The sequence below is a fragment of the Ramlibacter aquaticus genome (genome assembly GCF_015159745.1).
GTDB classification, from domain to species: domain Bacteria; phylum Pseudomonadota; class Gammaproteobacteria; order Burkholderiales; family Burkholderiaceae_C; genus Ramlibacter; species Ramlibacter aquaticus.
The window spans coordinates 44249-61795 of the sequence record NZ_JADDOJ010000013.1; the positions used below are offsets into that span (position 1 = coordinate 44249).

Genomic DNA, 17547 nt, shown 5'->3' on the forward strand with positions numbered 1-17547 from the left:
GCTGCGGCGCCGCACGGGCCGCAAGGCCCGCTACGCGCAGGGGTCAAGCCGCGCTGCCGGCCTTCTGCAGGGCGGCGTCGCGGATCGCACCCAGGGTGCCGCGGGTGCTGATGACCTCGGGGTCCAGCACGATCTCGATCAGGCTGCCGGTCTCGCAGCCCAGCGCCGCCAGCAGGGCGGCCTCGAAGTCCGCGATACGGCGCACCCGGCTGCCGACCCAGCCATAGGCCGCGGCCAGCGCGACGAAATCGGGGTTCTGCAGGCGCGTGCCGCTCACATGCTGCGGGTACTCGCGCTCCTGGTGCATGCGGATGGTGCCGTACATGCCGTTGTTCAGCAGCACCACGATGCTGCGCCCGCCGTGCTGCGCCGCGGTGGCCAACTCCTGCCCGTTCATCAGGAAGTCGCCATCGCCGGCCATGGTGAGCACGGTGCGGCCGGTCAAGAGGTTGGCCGCGATGCCCGCCGGCACGCCGTAGCCCATCGCGCCCCCGGTGGGCGCGAGCTGCGTCTTGTGGCCCTTGGCGAGACCGTGGTGGCGGAAGTAGCGGTGCGTCCAGCTGGCGAAGTTGCCGGCGCCGTTGGTCAGCACCGCGTCGGCCGGCAGGTGCTTCTGCAGGAGCGCCACCACCGCCGGCATGTCGACCAGGCCGCGCTCGCCATCGCCGGTGAGCCCCGGCAGCGCCTGCGGCTGCACGTTGGCCTCGTAGTCGGCGTGGGCGGCCTCGGTCCAGGCCGCCCAGAGCAGCTCGGGCGGGGCGGTCAGCACTTCCAGGGAGCGCGCCGCCGCGTTCATGGTGGCGCAGATCGCGAGGTCGGCCCGGTAGACGCGGTTCAGCTCCTCCGCGCTGGCGTGGATGTGCACCAGCTTCTGCACCGGCCGGGGCGGCGTGAGCAGGGTGTAGCCGCCGGTGGTCATCTCGCCCAGGCGCGGACCGATCGCCAGCACCAGGTCGCTCTCGCGGATGCGGGCGGCCAGCTTCGGGTTGATGCCGATGCCCACGTCGCCCGCGTACAGCGGGTGGTGGTTGTCGAAGGTGTCCTGGAAGCGGAAGGCGTTGCCCACGGGCAGCTTCCAGTTCTCGGCGAAGCGCTGCAGCGCCTGGGCGGCCTGGGGCGTCCAGCCGCCGCCACCCGCGATGACGAAGGGCTTGCGGGCGGCCAGCAGCATCTCGCGCAGTTCACGCAGCGCCCCCGGATCGCTCCAGGCCTGCACGGCCTCCACGCGCGGCAGGGGCCGGGCGCTGGTGGGCTTGACCAGCATGTCCTCGGGCAGCACCAGCACCACGGGGCCGGGGCGGCCGTTCATCGCCGTGGCAAACGCCCGCTGCACGTACTCGGGGATGCGGTCCGCGTCGTCGATGCGCTCCACGCGCTTGGCCATGCCCTTGGTGCTGGGGCCGAAGAAACTGCCGTAGTCGACCTCCTGGAAGGCCTCGCGGTCGCGCTGGTCGCTGGCGACGTCGCCGACGAACAGCACCATGGGCGTGGAGTCCTGGAAGGCCGTGTGCACGCCGATGGACGCGTTGGTGGCGCCGGGCCCGCGCGTGACGAAGCACACGCCGGGGCGGCCCGTGAGCTTGCCCGCGGCCTCGGCCATGAACGCGGCGCCGCCCTCCTGGCGGTTCACCACGAAGGCGATGCGGTCACGAAAGGCATGGAAGCCGTCGAGGACGGCCAGGTAGCTCTCGCCAGGGACCCCGAAGGCGTGGGTCACGCCCTGGGCGGCGAGGCATTCGACGATGAGGTGGCCGGCGGGCTGGGCGTGGTTCTGCGACATGGGCCGCATCTTAGCCAGCGCCACCACCCCACGGGGGGCGGTGCGCCGGGGCTCAGGCGCCGTTGGCGACGCGCAGGCCTGCGGCGCTGGTGCCGGCGGCGCGGGACGCGCTGATGCCGGCCTCGATGTCGCCGGAGAGCTGGCCGCCCTCCTCGATCACGATCTTGCCGTAGCGGACCTGGCCCGTCACCTTGCCGGTGGAGAAGATGGTCAGCTTCTGGCGCACGGTGAGGTTGCCGTCGAACACGCCATGGATCTCGGCGATGTCGATCTCGGCCGAGCCCTTGAAGGCGCCGCGCTCGGAAATCTGGATGACGCGGGAATCCATGGTGGCCTCGACCGAGCCCTCCACCACCAGCGTGTCGCAATCGGTGATTTCGACGCCCTTGAGCTTGATGTTCGGACCCACGGTCAGCTTGCTCTCACCTTCCTTGGCGGCGGATGCGGCCGTGGCGGCGGTGTTGGCGGCCGGGGCGACCGGCGCGGCCGTCGCGGCATAGCTCGTGGAGCCCGTGGACCCGGTGGCGCCGGGCGCGGCGCCGCGCTGCGGCGGGGTGTCTTCGCGCTTGTTGAAGAAGGGAGATTGCAGTGCCATGTGAACTTCCTGGATCGGGCGTTGTGGGAGCCACGGATGCTAAGGATGACCTTGCTCCACACCTAGTCCGCAAGCGAAAGATCGGTAACCGAATTCGTTGCCGCGTACCGACGGCGCGCCACGCGCGTGCGACAAATTTCTCGACTTGCGTAATGGCCTGTTGCCCCTTGTGCCGCGCGCGCGGACGATGCAGGGCAAAGGGGACTCGACATGCACATTCGCGCCAACCGCCGCCACGCCCTGGCCTGCCTGCTCGCGATGGGCGCCTCGTGCGCCGCACGGGCCGCGGGGGTGCACGCCAACGAGGCCGGCGCCCTGCTCGCGGTGCTGCGCGAGGCCGAGGGCCAGGACAAGCCCGACGAGGAGCTGCAGCCCTGGGGCTGGTTCGACGCCGTGCTGGCCGACGGCCGGCGCGTGCAGATCGCGCCCAGCTGGTACCGGTACCTGGGCGACATGCAGCTGCGGCTGGTGTTCGACGCGGGCGCGCAGTTGGAGAGCGCCGACCCCGCCGACCTGGAGCGCCTGCGCCTCACGCCCGAGGACGCGCTGGCCGTGGCCGTGGCCAACCTCAGGCGCCGCTACGGCGCGCCCGAAGTCACGGACTGGGGTGACGGGCTGCTGCAGGTGGAGGGCCAGGCGCCCGAGCTCGTGAGCAGCTATTTCCTGGACCGTGCGTTCTGGTCCGCGCTCGAGGCCAGCCACCCGCACGGCCTGGTCGCCGCGGTGCCGCGGCGCGCCGGGCTGGTGTTCGCCGATGCGGGCGATGCGCGCGCCCTGGCGAGCCTGCGCTTTGCCGCCGCGGCGCTGCACGCGGGTTCGGGCGGCACCCGGATCTCCTCGGCGCTCTACCTGTTCCGGGGCGGCCACTGGTCGGTCTGGCAGGCCCCCAGCCGCATCGCGGCCGTGCTTCAGTAGGCGACGGTGTAGCGGCCGCCGCGGAATTCCAGCACGGCGGTGCGGGGCTGGATCTGCACCAGGCGCACGCCGGCTGCGATCTCGCTGCCCTCGTTGAACACCTGGCCGTTGGCGATCAGCATGCGCTGCGAGGGGTCGGCGGAGTAGACGCCGCCGGACACCACCACGCGGGGCGCATCGGCCGGGAGAGGCACGGCCTGGGGCTGGGCCTGGGCTTGGGCCTGGGGCTGGCCCGCCGGCTGCGGCGAGGGCTGCGCCTGCGCCGTGCCCCGGGAAGGGCCGCGCGCGGGCCCAGGCTGCGCCATCACCGGCCCAGGGCTACCCTGCCCGCCCGCGGTTGCGGCGGACGCGGGAGCGGGCGCTGCGCCACGCTGTACGGGCGCCACGGCCGGTCGCGGCAGGGCGGGAATGGGCGGCACCGAGGCCGGCGCCTCGCCCGTCGGTGGGACGCGTGCGCCGGGCTGGGCCTGCACAGCGGGCGGCACCGCCTGCGCCACCGGGGGCGCCTGGACCGGTGCCTGCACCTGGGCGGCCGGGGGCGTGGGCGTGCTGGGCTGCGGCGGCTGCGCAGGCGCCTGGGCCACGGCGACGGTGCCCGCCGGGACGGGACGCGCACCCCGCGACGCCACCCACCACCCACCGGCCGCCAGCCCGAGGACCACCAGGCCGGCCACGGCCCAGACCCAGCGGCCTCCTGCGGGCGGGCGGCCACCTTCGCCCACCGCGGCCACTGCCTGGGCGTGGATGCCGCGCGCGGGGTCGCGCTCGCGCTGGGCGTCAGCCTTTCGCAGCGCATCGAGGATGTACGACATGGGCGGGTCTCAGGGTTGCACGCGCAGCGCGGGCTCGGCGACGCCCGTGGCACGGTTCAGTTGCATGTAGGTGAGCGGCCCGGGCTGGCCGTCGCCGGGCAGGCCGTGGGCCAGCTGGAAGGCACGCAGGCGCGTGCGCAGGGGCACGGCGTCATCCTCGGGCTCGGCATGGGCCTGCGCCAGCCGCTGCGCCACCCAGGCGTCCAGCGCCGCGGGGGTGCGCCCCTCGTAGCCGGCCGGGCTGCGCCACAGCGTCGCGAAGTCGCCGTGCCAACGCGCCGCGAAGGCGGCCAGCGGCACGGCATGCAGGGACCCCTGCACCTCCAACAGCGCCTCGCGCGGCGACAGCCCGGCCAGGATGGCATGGCCCGCACCGCCCGGGCCGTCGTCCAGCGTGACGATGCCGGGCCGGCCCAGCGACTGCAGTTGCGGCAAGGTCATGGGCTTCTGGAAACACTGCAGCGCCTGGCGCGCCAGCGCGGGGCACGCCGCTTCCCCTGCCGTCGGTTCGGCCTGCCAGGCCGTCGCCAGCTCGCGCCAGGCCGCGTCCATGCTGGCCTGCAGGTGGACGGGCCAGCCGCGGGCCACGGCGCCGCCGGGCGCGCCGAAGGACGCAGCGGAGGCCGCCGGGGCCGGGGCCGGGCCGGCGGCCGTGGCCGAGGCGGGCGAAGAGGCCCCGCTGGCGGCACGCGCTGCCGGGGCTGGCGCGCGCTGCGCGACGCTGGACGCCGCCACCCGGCCGTCCCGCACGTGGCTCACCGCCGCGTACAGGCCTGCCGCGGCCGCCAGCCCGACGGCGCCCAGGCCCAGGGCCACCCGGCCCGGCATGCGCTCACGCCGGGGCCGGCCGAAAACTTCCTGCGCGGCCTGGTCGACCGTGGCCGCGTCCACCCGATCGCGCGTGTGGGCGTAGGCGCCGAGCAGGGCCCGGTCGCACAGCAGGTTGATGCGTCGCGGGATGCCGCGCGAATGGGCGTGGATGCGGCGCACCGCGCGGCGGTCGAAGGGCAGCGCGCGCTGCAGTCCCGCCACCTCCAGCCGGTGCTGCACGTACTGCGCGGTCTCGGGCGCCGACAGCGGGCCCAGGTGGTAGCGCGCGATCACGCGCTGGGCCAGCTGCTCCAGCCCGTGCCCGGCCAGCATGTCCCGCAGCTCGGGCTGGCCCACCAGCACGATCTGCAGCAGCTTGCGCTCGGTGGTTTCCAGGTTGGTCAGCAGGCGCAGCTGCTCCAGCACCTCGGGCGACAGGTTCTGCGCTTCGTCGATCACCAGCACGCTGCTCTCGCCGGCGGCGTGCGCCTGCAGCAGGAACGCGTTCAGCGCATCGACGCGGTCCTTGACGGTGGCGTCGCGCCCGCTCGCGGCGGCGATGCCGAATTCCTCGCACACCGTCTGCAGCAGCTCGGCCACCGTCAGCTTGGGGTTGAAGATGTAGGCCACGTGACAACTGCGCGGCACCTGCTCGAGGAAGAGCCGGGTCAAGGTGGTCTTGCCGGTGCCGATCTCGCCCGTGAGCAGCACGAAACCGCCGCCGCCGCCCAGGCCGTACAGCAGGTGGGCCAGGGCTTCGCGGTGGCGCTCGCTCATGAAGAGGTAGCGCGGGTCCGGCGCGATCGAGAACGGCTCGCGTTCCAGGCCGAAGAAGGCTGCGTACATGGGCCGAGGATAGCGCGAGGGCCCGCCCGGCGGCGCGTCCGGCCTCAGGCCACGGCTGGGCTGGCGGTGCGGCGCACGCGGCGCACGTTGAAGGCGCTGGTGATGAGCACGGCCTGGGTGAGCACCAGGCCCAGCCACACGCCCTGGTACTGGCGGTGGTCCATGAGGGCGCCGAACACCAGCGGCGCGATGGCCTGGCCGATGTCCAGGCCCGAGTACACGACCCCGAACACGCGGCCGGTGGCGTTCTCCGGCGTGGACCGCTTGACGAGCAGGTCGCGCGAGGGGCCGGCGATGCCGGCGCAGAAGCCCATGGCGCCGAACAGCGCCGGCACCGCCAGCGCCGGCACCGGCGCGAGCCCGACCACCAGCGCGACCGTGGCCGCCATGCCCATCCCGGCGCCCACGATGCGCTCGCAGCGCTGCGGGTCCGACGCGAGGAAGCCGCCCAGCACCATGCCCCCCGCGCTGCACACCATGTACACCGTGAGGCAGGCCGCGGTGAGCGCCACCGGCACGTCGTGCAGCTGGCGTGCCGCTTCGGGCGCGAAGGCCTGCACCACGCTGAGCACGACGGCGTAGAGGAAGAAGAACCAGAAGCACATCCACACCGCCGGGATGCGCAGGAAGCCGAAGCTGCTGCCGGCCGCCTGCACGGACGCGCCCGGACGGTGCGAGGGCGCCAGCGCCAGCCGGCCGCGGTTGAACCACACCAGCACGAAGACGGCCAGGGCCAGCGTCCCGGCGGCCGCCAGCGCGTGCCGCCACGAGAAAGCCATGGCGACGGGCACCACCAGCGCGGGCGCGAGGGCCCAGCCCAGGTTGCCGGTGATGCCGTGCACGCTGTAGGCGTGGCCCAGGCGCGGCGCGCTGACCTTGCGGTTGAGCAGGGTGTAGTCCACCGGATGGAAGACACCGTTGCCCACCCCGGCCACCACGGCCCACAGCGCCATCACCTCGTAGCTGGGGCTGGTGGCGAAGCCGAAGGCGGCGGTGGCGATCAGCCCCAGGCCGCCCAGCAGGATGGGCCGCGGACCCCAGCGGTCGACCAGGAAGCCGGAGGATGCCTGCACCGCGCAGGAGACCACGAAGAAGACCGACATCAGCGCGCCCAGCTGGGTGTAGCCCACGTGGAAGGCGTCCTTCAGCCAGGGGAACAGCGGCGCCAGCAGCAGCTGGCTGAAGTGGCTCACCATGTGCGCGACGCCCACCAGGCCGATGACCTGTGCGTCCTCGCGCAGCGGGACGGGCGTGGCGAAACTCTGTGCGGTGCGGGTGCTCATGGCTGGAATTGTCGGGGCGCGCCCCATTTCCGAAAAGCGACAAAACGACAGCTTTCTGCGAAAATCGGCCAATGCGTGAACGTGCCTCCAAGAACACGCCCCTGGGCGACGCGGACGCCTTCCGTCCCAGCCGCGCCCGTCCGGTGCGCATCCGCGCCCGCAACATGCCGGCCGACACGCACCTCGAGCCGCACCGCCACGCCTGGTCGCAACTCGCCTACTGCGCCACCGGCATCGTGCAGGTCAGCACCGAACGGCAGGCCGAGGGCGGCGAGCAGGTGAGCTACATCGTGCCGCCCTCGCGCGCCGTCTGGATCGCGCCGGGGGCCCGGCATGCCATTCACGTGCTGGAGGACGCGCAGCTTCGCACCCTCTACATCCATCCCGACGCGACGCCCAGCGGCTGGCACGGCTGCCGCATGCTGGTGGTCTCGGCGCTGCTGCGCGAGCTGGTGCAGGCGCTGGACGCGCCCGGCCTGCCGCGGGTGCGCGAGCAGCACCTGTCGGCGCTGGTGCTGGACGAGGTCGCCCAGGCGGACGTGCAGGCCCTGGGCGTGCCCCTGCCCCATGCCGAGGCCAGCGACAAGCGCCTGCGCGCGCTGTGCGAGGCCGTGCTGCGCGATCCCTCGGTGCGTGGCACGCTGGCCAGCGCGGCCGCCGCCGCCGGGGCCAGCGAGCGCACCATGGCGCGCCTCTTCCGCGAGCAGCTGGGCACCAGCTACCAGCGCTGGCGCCAGCAGGCGGCACTGGCGCACGCGTTGCCGCTGCTGGCGCGCGGCCTGCCGGTCAGCGAGGTGGCTGCTGCCAGCGGCTATGCCAGCGACAGCGCCTTCACCGCCATGTTCAAGTCGGCCATGGGCCAGCCGCCCAGCCATTTCCAGGGCCAGGCCAGCCCATGAAGTCCAGCGCGGGCCTGCTCATGTTCCGGCGCGCCGCGGCGGGCCTGGAGGTGCTGCTCGCCCACCCCGGCGGCCCCTTCTGGCAGCGCAAGGACAGCGGCGCCTGGACCTTGCCCAAGGGGGAGATCGAAACCGGCGAGGACCCCTTGCAGGCGGCCCTGCGCGAGTGGCGCGAAGAGACGGGCTTCGCGGCGGGCGGCCCCTTCGCCGCGCTCGGCGAGGTGCGCCTGCGCAGTGGCAAGCGCGTGCTCGCCTGGGCCTTCGAGGGCGATGCCGACCCGCTGGCCCTGCGGAGCAACGGCTTCGAGATCGAGTGGCCGCCGCGCTCGGGGCGCATGCAATCCTTTCCCGAGATCGACCGCGTGGCCTGGTTCGACCTGGCCCAGGCCCGCGAGCGCATCGCGCCGGCCCAAACCCCCTTCCTGGACCGCCTGGCCCTGGCGCAGGGCCCCGGCTGAGCCTGCCCGGCTGTCGGGCGGGCGCCACACTCGGCGGGCCTGGACAGGCTGCAAGCCGCGCCGGACACGGGGCCGTCACTATACTTTCCGCAGCATGACCACCGGGGCCACGATCACCCACTACGAGCTGCTGCGCGTCTCGCGCCGCGAGCGGCCCGAAGGCGTGCGCGCGGCCTACCGCCGGCTGGCCCAGCAGTTCCACCCGGACAAGCAGCGCGGCAATGCCGACGCCGAGCGCGTGATGGCCGCCATCAACCAGGCCTACGCGGTGCTGTCCGATCCCGCCCAGCGCGCCGACTACGACCGTGCCCTGGATTCCGGCTTCAGCCACAGCCGGCCGGCCAGCCTGGACGAGGTGCGGGCCCACGACCGCGCCTGGCCCTGGTGGCTGCTGTTCGGCACCATCGCCTTCAGCGCGGCGGCGATAGGCACCGTGGTCTACAAGAGCTACATGCCGGGCGTTCGCGCCGCCGGCCAGGTGCTCACCAGCGCCACCCCCGCGCGCTGACCTGTCGCCTGCGTGGCTGGCCCGGCGGCCGGCGGCGTCGCATACTGCGGCGTCAAGGAGACAGCACACCATGGACATTCGAGGCAAGGTCGCCGTCGTCACCGGCGGCGCCAGCGGCATAGGCGCTGCACTGGCCCAAAAATTCGCGGCCGAGGGCGCGCAAGGCATCGTGGTCGCCGACCTGAACCTGGAGCGCGCGCAGGGCGTCGCGGCGGCGATCGGGCCGCAGGCCGTCGCCATCGCCTGCGACGTGAGCCGCGAGGCGGACATCCAGGCCCTGGCCGCGGCGGCACGGCAGCGCTTCGGCCGCATCGACATCTTCATGTCCAACGCGGGCATCCTGGGCCGCCCGGGCGGGCTGGAGCTGGACGACGCGCTCTGGCAGAAGATGTGGGAGGTGCACGGCATGGCCCACATCTGGGCCGCACGCGCCGTCCTGCCCGAGATGCTGGAGCGTGGCGAGGGCTACTTCGTGGTCACGGCGTCGGCGGCCGGCCTGCTCAACATCGTGGAATCGGCGCCCTATGGCGTCACCAAGCACGCGGCCGTGGCCGCGGCCGAATGGCTGCGCATCGCCTACGGCCGCCGCGGCATCCGCGTCTCCTGCCTGTGCCCGCAGTCGGTGCAGACCGACATGACGGCCGGCGGCGCCGGCTCGGCCGGCATCAACGGCGTGCTCTCGGCCGAGCAGGTTGCCCAGGACGTGGTGGACACCATGCGCGAGGAGCGCTTCCTGGTGCTGCCCCACCCCGTGGTGGCGCAGTACGCGCTGGCCAAGGCGACCGACTACGACCGCTGGCTGGGCGGCATGCAGAAGCTGTACGCCAGCTACGCCGGCAAGCTCAAGGGCTGATTCAGCGGCCGAACAGGCCGACCGCGCCGATCACGATCAGGTAGATCGCGACGATGTAGTTGAGCAGCCGCGGGATCAGGAGGATGAGCACGCCCGCCACGAGCGCGGCCACCGGGCCGATGTGGGGAAGGTCGAGGTTCATGGCGCGCCTTTCGTGGGGTGACGATCAGGCGCATCCTGGCCCAGCCGCGCGGGCCGGGCCGTAGTCGGCGGGCGACGCCGGGCGTCAGACGCCGGTGCGCACCACGATGCGGCCGCGCACCTGCCCGGCCATGAGGCGCTGGGCCGCGGCGATGGCGTCCGCGAGCGCCACTTCGCTGGTGATGGCCTCCAGCAGCGTGGGGTCCAGGTCGCGGGCCAGGCGGGTCCAGGCTTCCTCGCGGCGCGCCAGCGGGGCCATCACGCTGTCCACGCCCAGCAGGGCCACGCCGCGCAGGATGAAGGGCATCACCGTGGCCGGCAGGTCGAAGCCCTGCGCCAGCCCGCAGGCCGCCACCGCGCCGCCGTAGCGCACCTGGGCGCAGGCATTGGCCAGCGTGTGGCTGCCCACCGCGTCCACCACCGCGGCCCAGCGCTCCTTCTGCAGCGGCTTGCCCGGGGCCGCGAGCTCGGCGCGGTCGATCACCGCGGTCGCGCCCAGGGACTTGAGGTAGGCCTCCTCGCTCGCCTTGCCGGTCGCGGCCACCACGCGATGGCCCAGGCGCGACAGCAGCGCAACCGCCACCGAGCCGACCCCGCCCGTCGCGCCGGTCACCAGCACCTCGCCATCGCCGGCCTTCACGCCGTGCCGCTCCAGGGCGAGCACGCACAGCATCGCGGTGTAGCCCGCGGTGCCGATGGCCATGGCCTGGCGCTCGGTGAAGGCCTCGGGCCGGCGCACCAGCCACTCGCCCTTGAGCCGGGCCTTGCCCGCCAGGCAGCCCTTGTGTGTTTCGCCGACGCCGAACCCGTTCAGGATGACCGCGTCGCCGGCCTTCCAGCGCGGGGAGCTGCTTTCCAGCACGATACCAGCGCCGTCGATGCCGGCCACCATGGGCCAGCTGCGCACCACCGGCGAGCGGTTGGTGATGGCCAGCCCGTCCTTGTAGTTCAGCGTGGACCAGCCGATCGCCACCGTGACGTCGCCGTCGGGCAGGAAGCTGTCGTCCACCTCGCGCACGCTGGCGCTGAAATCGGGGTTCTTCTCGAGGACCAGGGCCTGGAACATGGGGCTCTCCTTGTTGCTGGCCGCGAGCATACCAACGGCCGCTTCTCCCATCCGTTCATATGCAAATTCCAAATCGGTGGAACGCGGCCGCGATGGCTGCCGCACAATCCCCGCTGCAGCCTGCGGCCCTGCCGCGCTGCCCGGTTTTTCCAGAGAACCCAGCCACAACAAGGAGCCACCATGTCCCTGCGCATCAACGACACCGCGCCCAACTTCCAGGCCCAGACCACGCACGGAGCGATCGATTTCCATCAGTGGATCGGCGATTCCTGGGTCGTGCTGTTCTCGCACCCCAAGGACTTCACGCCGGTGTGCACCACGGAGCTGGGCTACATGGCCCGCATCGAGCCCGAGTTCACCCGGCGCAACGTGAAGCTGATCGGCCTGTCGGTGGACCCGGTGGACAACCACAGCAAGTGGGCCGCCGACATCGAGGAGACCCAGGGCGCCAAGGTCAACTACCCCATGATCGGTGACCCCGAGCTCAAGGTCGCCAAGCTCTACAACATGCTGCCCGCCGAGGAAGCGGGCGGTGCGGACGGCCGCACCGCCGCGGCCAACGCCACCGTGCGCACCGTGTTCGTCGTCGGCCCGGACAAGAAGATCAAGCTGATGATGACCTACCCCATGACCACGGGGCGCAACTTCGACGAGATCCTGCGCGCGATCGACTCCATGCAGATGACGGCCAAGTACAAGGTGGCCACGCCGGCCAACTGGCAGAAGGGCCAGGACGTGATCATCTCGGGCTCGGTCAACGACGAGGATGCGAAGAAGCTGTTCCCCGCCGGCTGGAAGGCGCCCAAGCCCTACCTGCGCATCGTCAAGAGCCCCGAGTAAGCGCCGGGCACGCCCAAGAAGAAAGGCGGCCCCAGGGCCGCCTTTTTCATGCCCGGACGCCGCCGGGCTCAGGCGTGCGCTGCGTCCTGCGACGCCGCCAGCGCGCCTTCGAAGTGGAAGACGCCGGGCTCGCGCACCGGGTCCACCTCGACGCGGATCTGGCTCTTGGGCGCGAAGCGGCCCTCCAGGATCAGCCGCGACAGCGGGTTCTCGATGCGCTGCTGGATCGCGCGCTTGAGCGGACGCGCCCCGAACACCGGATCGAAGCCGACCTTGGCCAGTTCCTCCAGCGCGGCCGGCGTCACTTCCATCGCCAGGTCCATCTTGGCCAGGCGCTGCTGCAGCACCTGCAGCTGGATCGCGGCGATCTTCGCGATGTCCTGCGCGCCCAGCCCGTGGAACACCACGGTCTCGTCGATGCGGTTCAGGAACTCGGGCCGGAAATGGCTCTTGAGCTCGTCCCACACCGCTTCCTTCACGTCCTCGTAGGGCTTGCCCACCATGGCCTGGATGCGGTGCGAGCCGATGTTGCTCGTCATCACGATCACGGTGTTCTTGAAGTCCACGGTGCGGCCCTGGCCGTCGGTCAGGCGGCCGTCGTCCAGCACCTGCAGCAGCACGTTGAACACGTCCGGATGCGCCTTCTCGACCTCGTCGAGCAGGATCACGCTGTAGGGCTTGCGGCGCACGGCCTCGGTCAGGTAGCCGCCCTCCTCGTAGCCCACGTAGCCCGGGGGCGCGCCGATCAGGCGGGCCACCGAGTGCTTCTCCATGAACTCGCTCATGTCGACGCGGATGAGGTGCTCCTCGCTGTCGAACAGGAAGTTCGCCAGCGCCTTGCACAGCTCGGTCTTGCCCACGCCGGTGGGGCCCAGGAACAGGAAGCTTCCCGTCGGACGGTTCGGGTCCGACAGCCCGGAGCGCGAGCGGCGGATCGCGTTGGCGACCGCGCTGATCGCCTCGTCCTGGCCGACCACGCGCTGGTGCAGGCGGTCTTCCATCAGCAACAGCTTCTCGCGCTCGCCCTGCATCAGCTTGGACACCGGGATGCCTGTGGCGCGGGCCACCACCTCGGCAATCTCCTCGGCCCCGACCTGGGTGCGCAGCAGCTGCGGGCGGCCGGTCTTGGCCTTGTCGTTCTCCTGCGCCTGGGCGTCCTTGAGCTTCTTCTCCAGCTCCGGCAGGCGGCCGTACTGCAGCTCGGCGACCTTGTTGAAGTCGGCCTTGCGCTTGAACTCCTCGATCTGGAACTTGACCTTGTCGATCTCCTCGCGGATCTGCGCGCTGCCCTGGGCGGTGGCCTTCTCGGCCTTCCAGATGTCCTCCAGGTCGGCGATCTCCTTGCCCAGCTTGCCGATCTCCTCCTCGATCAGGCCGAGCCGCTTCTGCGAGGCTTCGTCCTTCTCCTTCTTCATGGCCTCGCGCTCGATCTGCAGCTGGATCAGGCGGCGGTCCAGCCGGTCGATGGCCTCGGGCTTGGAGTCGATCTCGATCTTGATCTTGGAGGCGGCCTCGTCGATGAGGTCGATGGCCTTGTCGGGCAGGAAGCGGTCGGTGATGTAGCGATGCGAGAGCTCGGCCGCGGCCACGATGGCCGGGTCGGTGATGTCCACGCCGTGGTGGGCCTCGTACTTCTCCTGCAGCCCGCGCAGGATGGCGATGGTCGCCTCCACCGTGGGCTCGCCGACCAGGATCTTCTGGAAGCGGCGCTCCAGCGCGGCGTCCTTCTCGATGTACTTGCGGTACTCGTCCAGCGTGGTCGCGCCCACGCAGTGCAGCTCGCCGCGCGCCAGCGCCGGCTTGAGCATGTTGCCCGCGTCCATGGCGCCCTCGGCCTTGCCGGCCCCCACCATGGTGTGCAGCTCGTCGATGAAGACGATGGTCTGGCCCTCGTCCTTGGCCAGTTCGGTGAGCACGGTCTTGAGCCGCTCCTCGAACTCGCCGCGGTACTTGGCGCCCGCCAGCAGGGCCGCCATGTCCAGCGACAGCACGCGCTTGTTCTTCAGCGACTCCGGCACCTCGCCGGCCACGATGCGCTGGGCCAGGCCCTCGACGATGGCCGTCTTGCCGACGCCGGGCTCGCCGATGAGCACCGGGTTGTTCTTGGTGCGCCGCTGCAGCACCTGGATCGCGCGGCGGATCTCGTCGTCGCGGCCTATCACCGGGTCCAGCTTGCCCAGCCGGGCACGCTCGGTGAGGTCCAGGCAGTATTTCTTGAGGGACTCGCGCTGGCCTTCGGCTTCGGCACTGTCCATCTTCTGGCCACCGCGCACCGCGTCCACCGCGGATTCCAGGGCCTTGCGCGACAACCCGTTCTCGCGCGCGATGCGGGCGATGTCCTGCTTGCTGTCGGCAAGGGCGATCAGGAAGAGCTCACTGGCGATGAACTGGTCGCCGCGCTTGAGCGCCTCCTTCTCGGCGGCCTGCAGCAGGCTCACCAGGTCGCGGCCGACCTGCACCTGCTCCTGGCCCTGCACCTGGGGCAGCCTGTGCATGGCGCCCTCCGCGCCCGCCAGCAGCCCCGGCGTGTTCACCCCCGCGCGTTGCAGCAAGGCCCGGGGACCGTCCTCCTGGCGCAGCATGGCCACCAGCAGGTGGGCCGGTTCGATATAGGCGTTGTCCCCGCCCAGGGCCAGGGTCTGGGCCTCGGCGAGGGCTTCCTGGAACTTGGTGGTCAGTTTGTCGAGTCGCATGGGCGTTCAGCTCCGTTCTGCGGGTCAGTTCAGGCTGGGGCCCGCGTTTTTCAAGATGCATGCTGGCCCACCCCGGGGAACATGCGCTGACTAAAATCAAGAAGCCATGAAGATCAGGCAGCTCGCGGTCAGCTACCTTGCCGAGCAGGACCGCATCCTGCTGCGGTTGAACACGGCTGGCGCCCACGAGATCCGGCTCTGGCTCACGCGCCGGCTGATGGTGGGCCTGGGGCCCCTGCTGCAGCGCCTGCAGACCCGGCTGGTGCTCCAGCGCGACGGCAACCCGGTGGAGGATGAGGACCTCAAGCGCATGCTGGCCGACTTCCGCATGGAGCAGCTGCTGCTGGACGCCGACTTCGAGACGCCCTACGCCGACAAGCCGGCCGCGCTGCCGCTGGGCGCACGGCCGCTGCTGGTCACCGACGTGGATGCCGAGCTGCAGGCCGGCGGGCGGCTGCGGCTGTCGCTGAACGAGCAGTTGCCCGGCAAGGCCAAGCCGCGCAGCTTCGCCATGACGCTGGAGCCTCGCCTGGCCCTGGGGCTGGTGCGGCTGCTGGAGCAGGCAGTGGAGCGCGCCAACTGGCGGGCCCCGATGGAGGGCCAGCCCGCCCTCCCGGAGGAGGCGGCTGAGCCCGGCGGCGACGGCACGCGGCGCGGCCGCTGGCTCAACTGAGGCCAGCCGCCCGGACCCGGGCCCGGGCCCGGGCCGGTGCCCGCGGCCAGCGCGCGCCCCTCAGCGCCGCACGGCCTCGAGCGAGAAGCCGGCCACCTTCTTGTAGTCGTCGGACAGCTTGCGCAGCTCGTCCTGGCTGATGACCTCGTCGATGTGGCCGAAGGGCCGGTCGCCGGTCAGCTCCTCGACCCGGATGTTGATGAAGTCGGGCGGCACGCTGCGGTTTGTCTGCACGATGCGCGCAGTCGTGGGCAGGCGGGCCTGCTCGTAGGCCTGGAGGGCTTGTGCAGGCTGCGCCGCGGCGGCCAGGCCCTCGGCCAGCACCCGGGCATCGATCAGTGCCTGCGCGGAGCCGTTGGAGCCGCGCGGGTACATCGGGTGGGCGGCGTCGCCCAGCAGGGTCACGCGGCCGAAGGTCCAGCGCGGCACCGGGTCGCGGTCGACCATGGGGTATTCGAAGACGCGCTGGGCGCCGCGGATCAGCGCGGGCACGTCCAGCCAGTCGTAGCGCCAGCTCGCGAAGAGCTCGACGAAGTCTTCCGGGTTGCCGGGCCGGTTCCAGTCGTTCATGGCCGCGCCCTCGCGGCGGATCTCGGCCACCCAGTTGATGAGCTGGTTGCCCTGCCCGTCCACGTTGTCGGCGATCGGGTAGATCACCATCTTGCCGGTGTTGATGGAGCCGATGCGCATGTAGCTGCGGCCGGTCAGGATGGGTGGGCGCACGGTGACGCCGCGCCAGGTGTTGATGCCGCCGAAGGCCAGCGGCTCGCCGGGGTAGAACTGGGCTCGCACGGCCGAGTTCACCCCGTCGCTGGCGACGGCCAGCGAGGCGGTGGCGCTGCTGCCATCGGCGAAGCCCAGCGTCACGCCCTGCTCGTCCTGCGTCAGGGCCTGGAAGCGCCGCCCCAGGTGCAGGCGGTCCGCGCCCACGCGCTCCAGGAAAGCATCGAGCAGGATGCGGTGGAGCCGGCCGCGCGGGATGCCCACCTCCGGCAAGGGGTAGCCGGCGTGGCGTCCGCGCGGCTCGCGGTAGATGTACTGGCCGAAGCGGTTGAAGAACACGCTCTCCAGGTTCTCGATGCCGGCGGCCTCGGCCTGCCCGGCCAGGCCCAGGGTCTGCAGCTCGCGCATGGCGTGCGGCAGCAGGGTGATGCCCACGCCCACCTCCTGCAGCGCGGGCACGGCCTCGTAGACCTGGCAGGCGATGCCCACGCGGTGCAGCGAGAGCGCCAGGGCCAGCCCGCCGATGCCACCGCCGACGATGGCCACTTCCGGCTTGTTCGGTTCAGCCATGCTCATTCCGCCGTGATGCCCTGTGCGCGGATGACCTGGGCCCAGCGCGCCGCGTCCTTCTCGACCAGGCGCTGGAACTCCTGAGGCGAACTGGTGGCCGGGTCCATGCCCTGGTTCTCGAAGGCCGTCTTGACGGCGGGCGCGGCGAGGATCTCGCGCAGCTCCTGGTTGAGCTGGGTCACTTCCTGCGGCTGCGTGCCGGGCGGCGCGAAGATGCCGTACCACATGTCCACGTCGACCTGGCCGGCGTGCGCCTCGGCGAGCGTGGGCACCTGCGGCAGCAGCGGGTGGCGCTTGGCGCTGCCTATGCCCAGCGGCACCAGCCGGCCGGCCCGGATCAGGGGCAGCGCGACGTGGATGGGCAGGAAGGCGGCGTCGACCTGCCCGCCGACCAGCTCGGTGACCAGGGGTGCGGTGCCGCGGTAGGGAATGTGGGTCAGGAACACCTTGTTGGTGGCCTTGAGCAGTTCCATGGAGAGATGGTGCGGCGTGCCCACGCCGGGGCTGCCGTAGTTGATCGCGCCCGGCCGCGCGCGCGCCGCGGCCAGCAGGTCCGCCGCGCTGTGCCAGCCCGTGTGCGGCGAGGCCACCAGCACCAGCTGGCCCCAGCTGGTGAGCGAGACCGGCACCAGGTCACGCACCGGGTCGAAGGGCAGCTTGGGGTAGAGGCTGCGGTTCATCACCAGGGTGTTCACGCTCACCAGCAGCGTGGTGCCGTTGGCCGGCGCGCGCACCACGGCTTCGGTGCCTATGTTGCCCGAGGCGCCAGGCCGGTTCTCGACCACGACGGCGCGGCCCAGCTTCTCGGCCAGGCGTGGCGCGACCGTGCGGGCGATGAGGTCGATGCCCGTCCCGGGGGTGAAGGGAACGATAAGGCGCAGGGTGCCCTGGCCCCCGCTGCTGCCCGTGGCGGGCGACTGGGCGTGCGCGGCCGGGGCCGCGGCGAAGCCGGCCGCGATGGAGAGCGCGGCGGCGAACCGGAGGATTCTGGTGAACATCGGCGTCCTGGTTGGTATGCTAACGATCATGCCGACGCCAGACCGCAAGGCACAATCCTAGCAATCCCTGATCCCCAGCCCTTT

Annotated in this window: 17 protein-coding genes; 7 read left to right on the forward strand and 10 right to left on the reverse strand. The window is 71.9% G+C overall.

Annotated elements, in window-relative coordinates; all coding sequences use genetic code 11:
• Nucleotides 1-43: 43 nt before the first annotated feature.
• Both IM725_RS05110 and IM725_RS05115 read right to left on the reverse strand, forming a co-directional pair.
• Nucleotides 44-1780 (reverse strand): thiamine pyrophosphate-binding protein, encoded by a 1737-nt coding sequence (locus tag IM725_RS05110; RefSeq protein WP_227753594.1) that lies wholly within the window; start codon nucleotides 1778-1780, stop codon nucleotides 44-46.
• 52 nt (nucleotides 1781-1832) lie between these two features.
• Entirely contained in the window at nucleotides 1833-2375 is a 543-nt protein-coding gene (locus tag IM725_RS05115) for a bactofilin family protein (RefSeq protein ID WP_193779494.1), read from the reverse strand.
• 210 nt (nucleotides 2376-2585) lie between these two features.
• On the opposite strand from IM725_RS05115, the gene IM725_RS05120 reads away from it, so the two are divergent.
• Complete coding sequence (locus IM725_RS05120; protein WP_193779495.1) at nucleotides 2586-3290, forward strand: hypothetical protein; 705 nt, start codon at nucleotides 2586-2588, stop codon at nucleotides 3288-3290.
• Here IM725_RS05120 and IM725_RS05125 read toward each other — a convergent pair.
• The 3 genes from IM725_RS05125 to IM725_RS05135 are packed head-to-tail and all read right to left on the reverse strand — an operon-like array spanning nucleotide 3284 to nucleotide 7041.
• Nucleotides 3284-4102: a general secretion pathway protein GspB gene (locus IM725_RS05125; RefSeq protein WP_193779496.1), complete on the reverse strand. Its 819-nt coding sequence runs from the start codon at nucleotides 4100-4102 to the stop codon at nucleotides 3284-3286. The two genes, IM725_RS05120 and IM725_RS05125, sit on opposite strands and share 7 nt — an antisense overlap.
• A 9-nt stretch (nucleotides 4103-4111) precedes the next feature.
• The gene (locus IM725_RS05130; protein WP_193779497.1) at nucleotides 4112-5758 is read right to left on the reverse strand and encodes an ExeA family protein; all 1647 of its coding nucleotides are present in this window, start codon (nucleotides 5756-5758) and stop codon (nucleotides 4112-4114) included.
• A gap of 44 nt (nucleotides 5759-5802) precedes the next feature.
• Nucleotides 5803-7041 carry an MFS transporter gene (locus tag IM725_RS05135; RefSeq protein WP_193779498.1) on the reverse strand — a complete coding sequence of 413 codons (1239 nt, stop codon included), beginning with the start codon at nucleotides 7039-7041 and terminating at the stop codon, nucleotides 5803-5805.
• Between the two features lie 71 nt (nucleotides 7042-7112).
• Between IM725_RS05135 and IM725_RS05140 the strand changes: the two genes are divergently transcribed.
• From IM725_RS05140 to IM725_RS05155, 4 genes are all read left to right on the forward strand, one after another.
• On the forward strand, nucleotides 7113-7940 hold the full coding sequence (locus IM725_RS05140) for an AraC family transcriptional regulator (protein WP_193779499.1): 828 nt from the start codon (nucleotides 7113-7115) through the stop codon (nucleotides 7938-7940).
• Nucleotides 7937-8398 carry an NUDIX domain-containing protein gene (locus IM725_RS05145; RefSeq protein WP_193779500.1) on the forward strand — a complete coding sequence of 154 codons (462 nt, stop codon included), beginning with the start codon at nucleotides 7937-7939 and terminating at the stop codon, nucleotides 8396-8398. Before IM725_RS05140 ends, IM725_RS05145 begins: the two co-directional genes overlap by 4 nt.
• A gap of 94 nt (nucleotides 8399-8492) precedes the next feature.
• Complete coding sequence (locus IM725_RS05150; protein WP_193779501.1) at nucleotides 8493-8906, forward strand: J domain-containing protein; 414 nt, start codon at nucleotides 8493-8495, stop codon at nucleotides 8904-8906.
• Nucleotides 8907-8976: 70 nt separating this feature from the next.
• On the forward strand, nucleotides 8977-9759 hold the full coding sequence (locus tag IM725_RS05155) for an SDR family oxidoreductase (protein ID WP_193779502.1): 783 nt from the start codon (nucleotides 8977-8979) through the stop codon (nucleotides 9757-9759).
• Nucleotide 9760: 1 nt separating this feature from the next.
• Here IM725_RS05155 and IM725_RS05160 read toward each other — a convergent pair whose 3' ends face one another.
• Complete coding sequence (locus IM725_RS05160; protein ID WP_193779503.1) at nucleotides 9761-9901, reverse strand: DUF3096 domain-containing protein; 141 nt, start codon at nucleotides 9899-9901, stop codon at nucleotides 9761-9763.
• Between the two features lie 84 nt (nucleotides 9902-9985).
• A complete protein-coding gene (gene acuI / locus IM725_RS05165) occupies nucleotides 9986-10966 on the reverse strand; it encodes an acrylyl-CoA reductase (NADPH) (protein ID WP_193779504.1) in 981 nt (326 codons plus the stop codon).
• 180 nt (nucleotides 10967-11146) lie between these two features.
• Here acuI and IM725_RS05170 point away from each other — a divergent pair, with 180 nt between their 5' ends.
• Nucleotides 11147-11806 (forward strand): peroxiredoxin, encoded by a 660-nt coding sequence (locus tag IM725_RS05170; protein ID WP_193779505.1) that lies wholly within the window; start codon nucleotides 11147-11149, stop codon nucleotides 11804-11806.
• A 68-nt stretch (nucleotides 11807-11874) separates the two neighbouring features.
• Here IM725_RS05170 and clpB read toward each other — a convergent pair whose 3' ends face one another.
• Nucleotides 11875-14499 (reverse strand): ATP-dependent chaperone ClpB, encoded by a 2625-nt coding sequence (clpB, locus tag IM725_RS05175; protein ID WP_193779506.1) that lies wholly within the window; start codon nucleotides 14497-14499, stop codon nucleotides 11875-11877.
• A 106-nt stretch (nucleotides 14500-14605) separates the two neighbouring features.
• Here clpB and IM725_RS20610 point away from each other — a divergent pair, with 106 nt between their 5' ends.
• Nucleotides 14606-15172: a hypothetical protein gene (locus tag IM725_RS20610; protein WP_193779507.1), complete on the forward strand. Its 567-nt coding sequence runs from the start codon at nucleotides 14606-14608 to the stop codon at nucleotides 15170-15172.
• A 60-nt stretch (nucleotides 15173-15232) separates the two neighbouring features.
• Here the strand turns inward: IM725_RS20610 and IM725_RS05185 are convergent, their stop codons facing one another.
• Both IM725_RS05185 and IM725_RS05190 read right to left on the reverse strand, forming a co-directional pair.
• The gene (locus IM725_RS05185; protein ID WP_193779508.1) at nucleotides 15233-16465 is read right to left on the reverse strand and encodes a flavin-dependent oxidoreductase; all 1233 of its coding nucleotides are present in this window, start codon (nucleotides 16463-16465) and stop codon (nucleotides 15233-15235) included.
• A 2-nt stretch (nucleotides 16466-16467) separates the two neighbouring features.
• Entirely contained in the window at nucleotides 16468-17463 is a 996-nt protein-coding gene (locus IM725_RS05190; protein ID WP_193779509.1) for a tripartite tricarboxylate transporter substrate binding protein, read from the reverse strand.
• Between the last annotated feature and the right edge of the window lie 84 nt (nucleotides 17464-17547).

Coding starts and splice junctions, on each gene's coding strand:
- IM725_RS05135 (WP_193779498.1), bottom strand. CDS start 7,041: ATGAGCACCCGCACCGCACAGAGTTTCGCCACGCCCGTCCCGCTGCGC.
- IM725_RS20610 (WP_193779507.1), top strand. CDS start 14,606: ATGAAGATCAGGCAGCTCGCGGTCAGCTACCTTGCCGAGCAGGACCGC.
- IM725_RS05160 (WP_193779503.1), bottom strand. CDS start 9,901: ATGAACCTCGACCTTCCCCACATCGGCCCGGTGGCCGCGCTCGTGGCG.
- IM725_RS05110 (WP_227753594.1), bottom strand. CDS start 1,780: ATGTCGCAGAACCACGCCCAGCCCGCCGGCCACCTCATCGTCGAATGC.
- IM725_RS05125 (WP_193779496.1), bottom strand. CDS start 4,102: ATGTCGTACATCCTCGATGCGCTGCGAAAGGCTGACGCCCAGCGCGAG.
- IM725_RS05130 (WP_193779497.1), bottom strand. CDS start 5,758: ATGTACGCAGCCTTCTTCGGCCTGGAACGCGAGCCGTTCTCGATCGCG.
- IM725_RS05120 (WP_193779495.1), top strand. CDS start 2,586: ATGCACATTCGCGCCAACCGCCGCCACGCCCTGGCCTGCCTGCTCGCG.
- IM725_RS05190 (WP_193779509.1), bottom strand. CDS start 17,463: ATGTTCACCAGAATCCTCCGGTTCGCCGCCGCGCTCTCCATCGCGGCC.
- IM725_RS05145 (WP_193779500.1), top strand. CDS start 7,937: ATGAAGTCCAGCGCGGGCCTGCTCATGTTCCGGCGCGCCGCGGCGGGC.
- acuI (WP_193779504.1), bottom strand. CDS start 10,966: ATGTTCCAGGCCCTGGTCCTCGAGAAGAACCCCGATTTCAGCGCCAGC.
- IM725_RS05170 (WP_193779505.1), top strand. CDS start 11,147: ATGTCCCTGCGCATCAACGACACCGCGCCCAACTTCCAGGCCCAGACC.
- IM725_RS05185 (WP_193779508.1), bottom strand. CDS start 16,465: ATGGCTGAACCGAACAAGCCGGAAGTGGCCATCGTCGGCGGTGGCATC.
- IM725_RS05115 (WP_193779494.1), bottom strand. CDS start 2,375: ATGGCACTGCAATCTCCCTTCTTCAACAAGCGCGAAGACACCCCGCCG.
- clpB (WP_193779506.1), bottom strand. CDS start 14,499: ATGCGACTCGACAAACTGACCACCAAGTTCCAGGAAGCCCTCGCCGAG.
- IM725_RS05140 (WP_193779499.1), top strand. CDS start 7,113: ATGCGTGAACGTGCCTCCAAGAACACGCCCCTGGGCGACGCGGACGCC.
- IM725_RS05150 (WP_193779501.1), top strand. CDS start 8,493: ATGACCACCGGGGCCACGATCACCCACTACGAGCTGCTGCGCGTCTCG.
- IM725_RS05155 (WP_193779502.1), top strand. CDS start 8,977: ATGGACATTCGAGGCAAGGTCGCCGTCGTCACCGGCGGCGCCAGCGGC.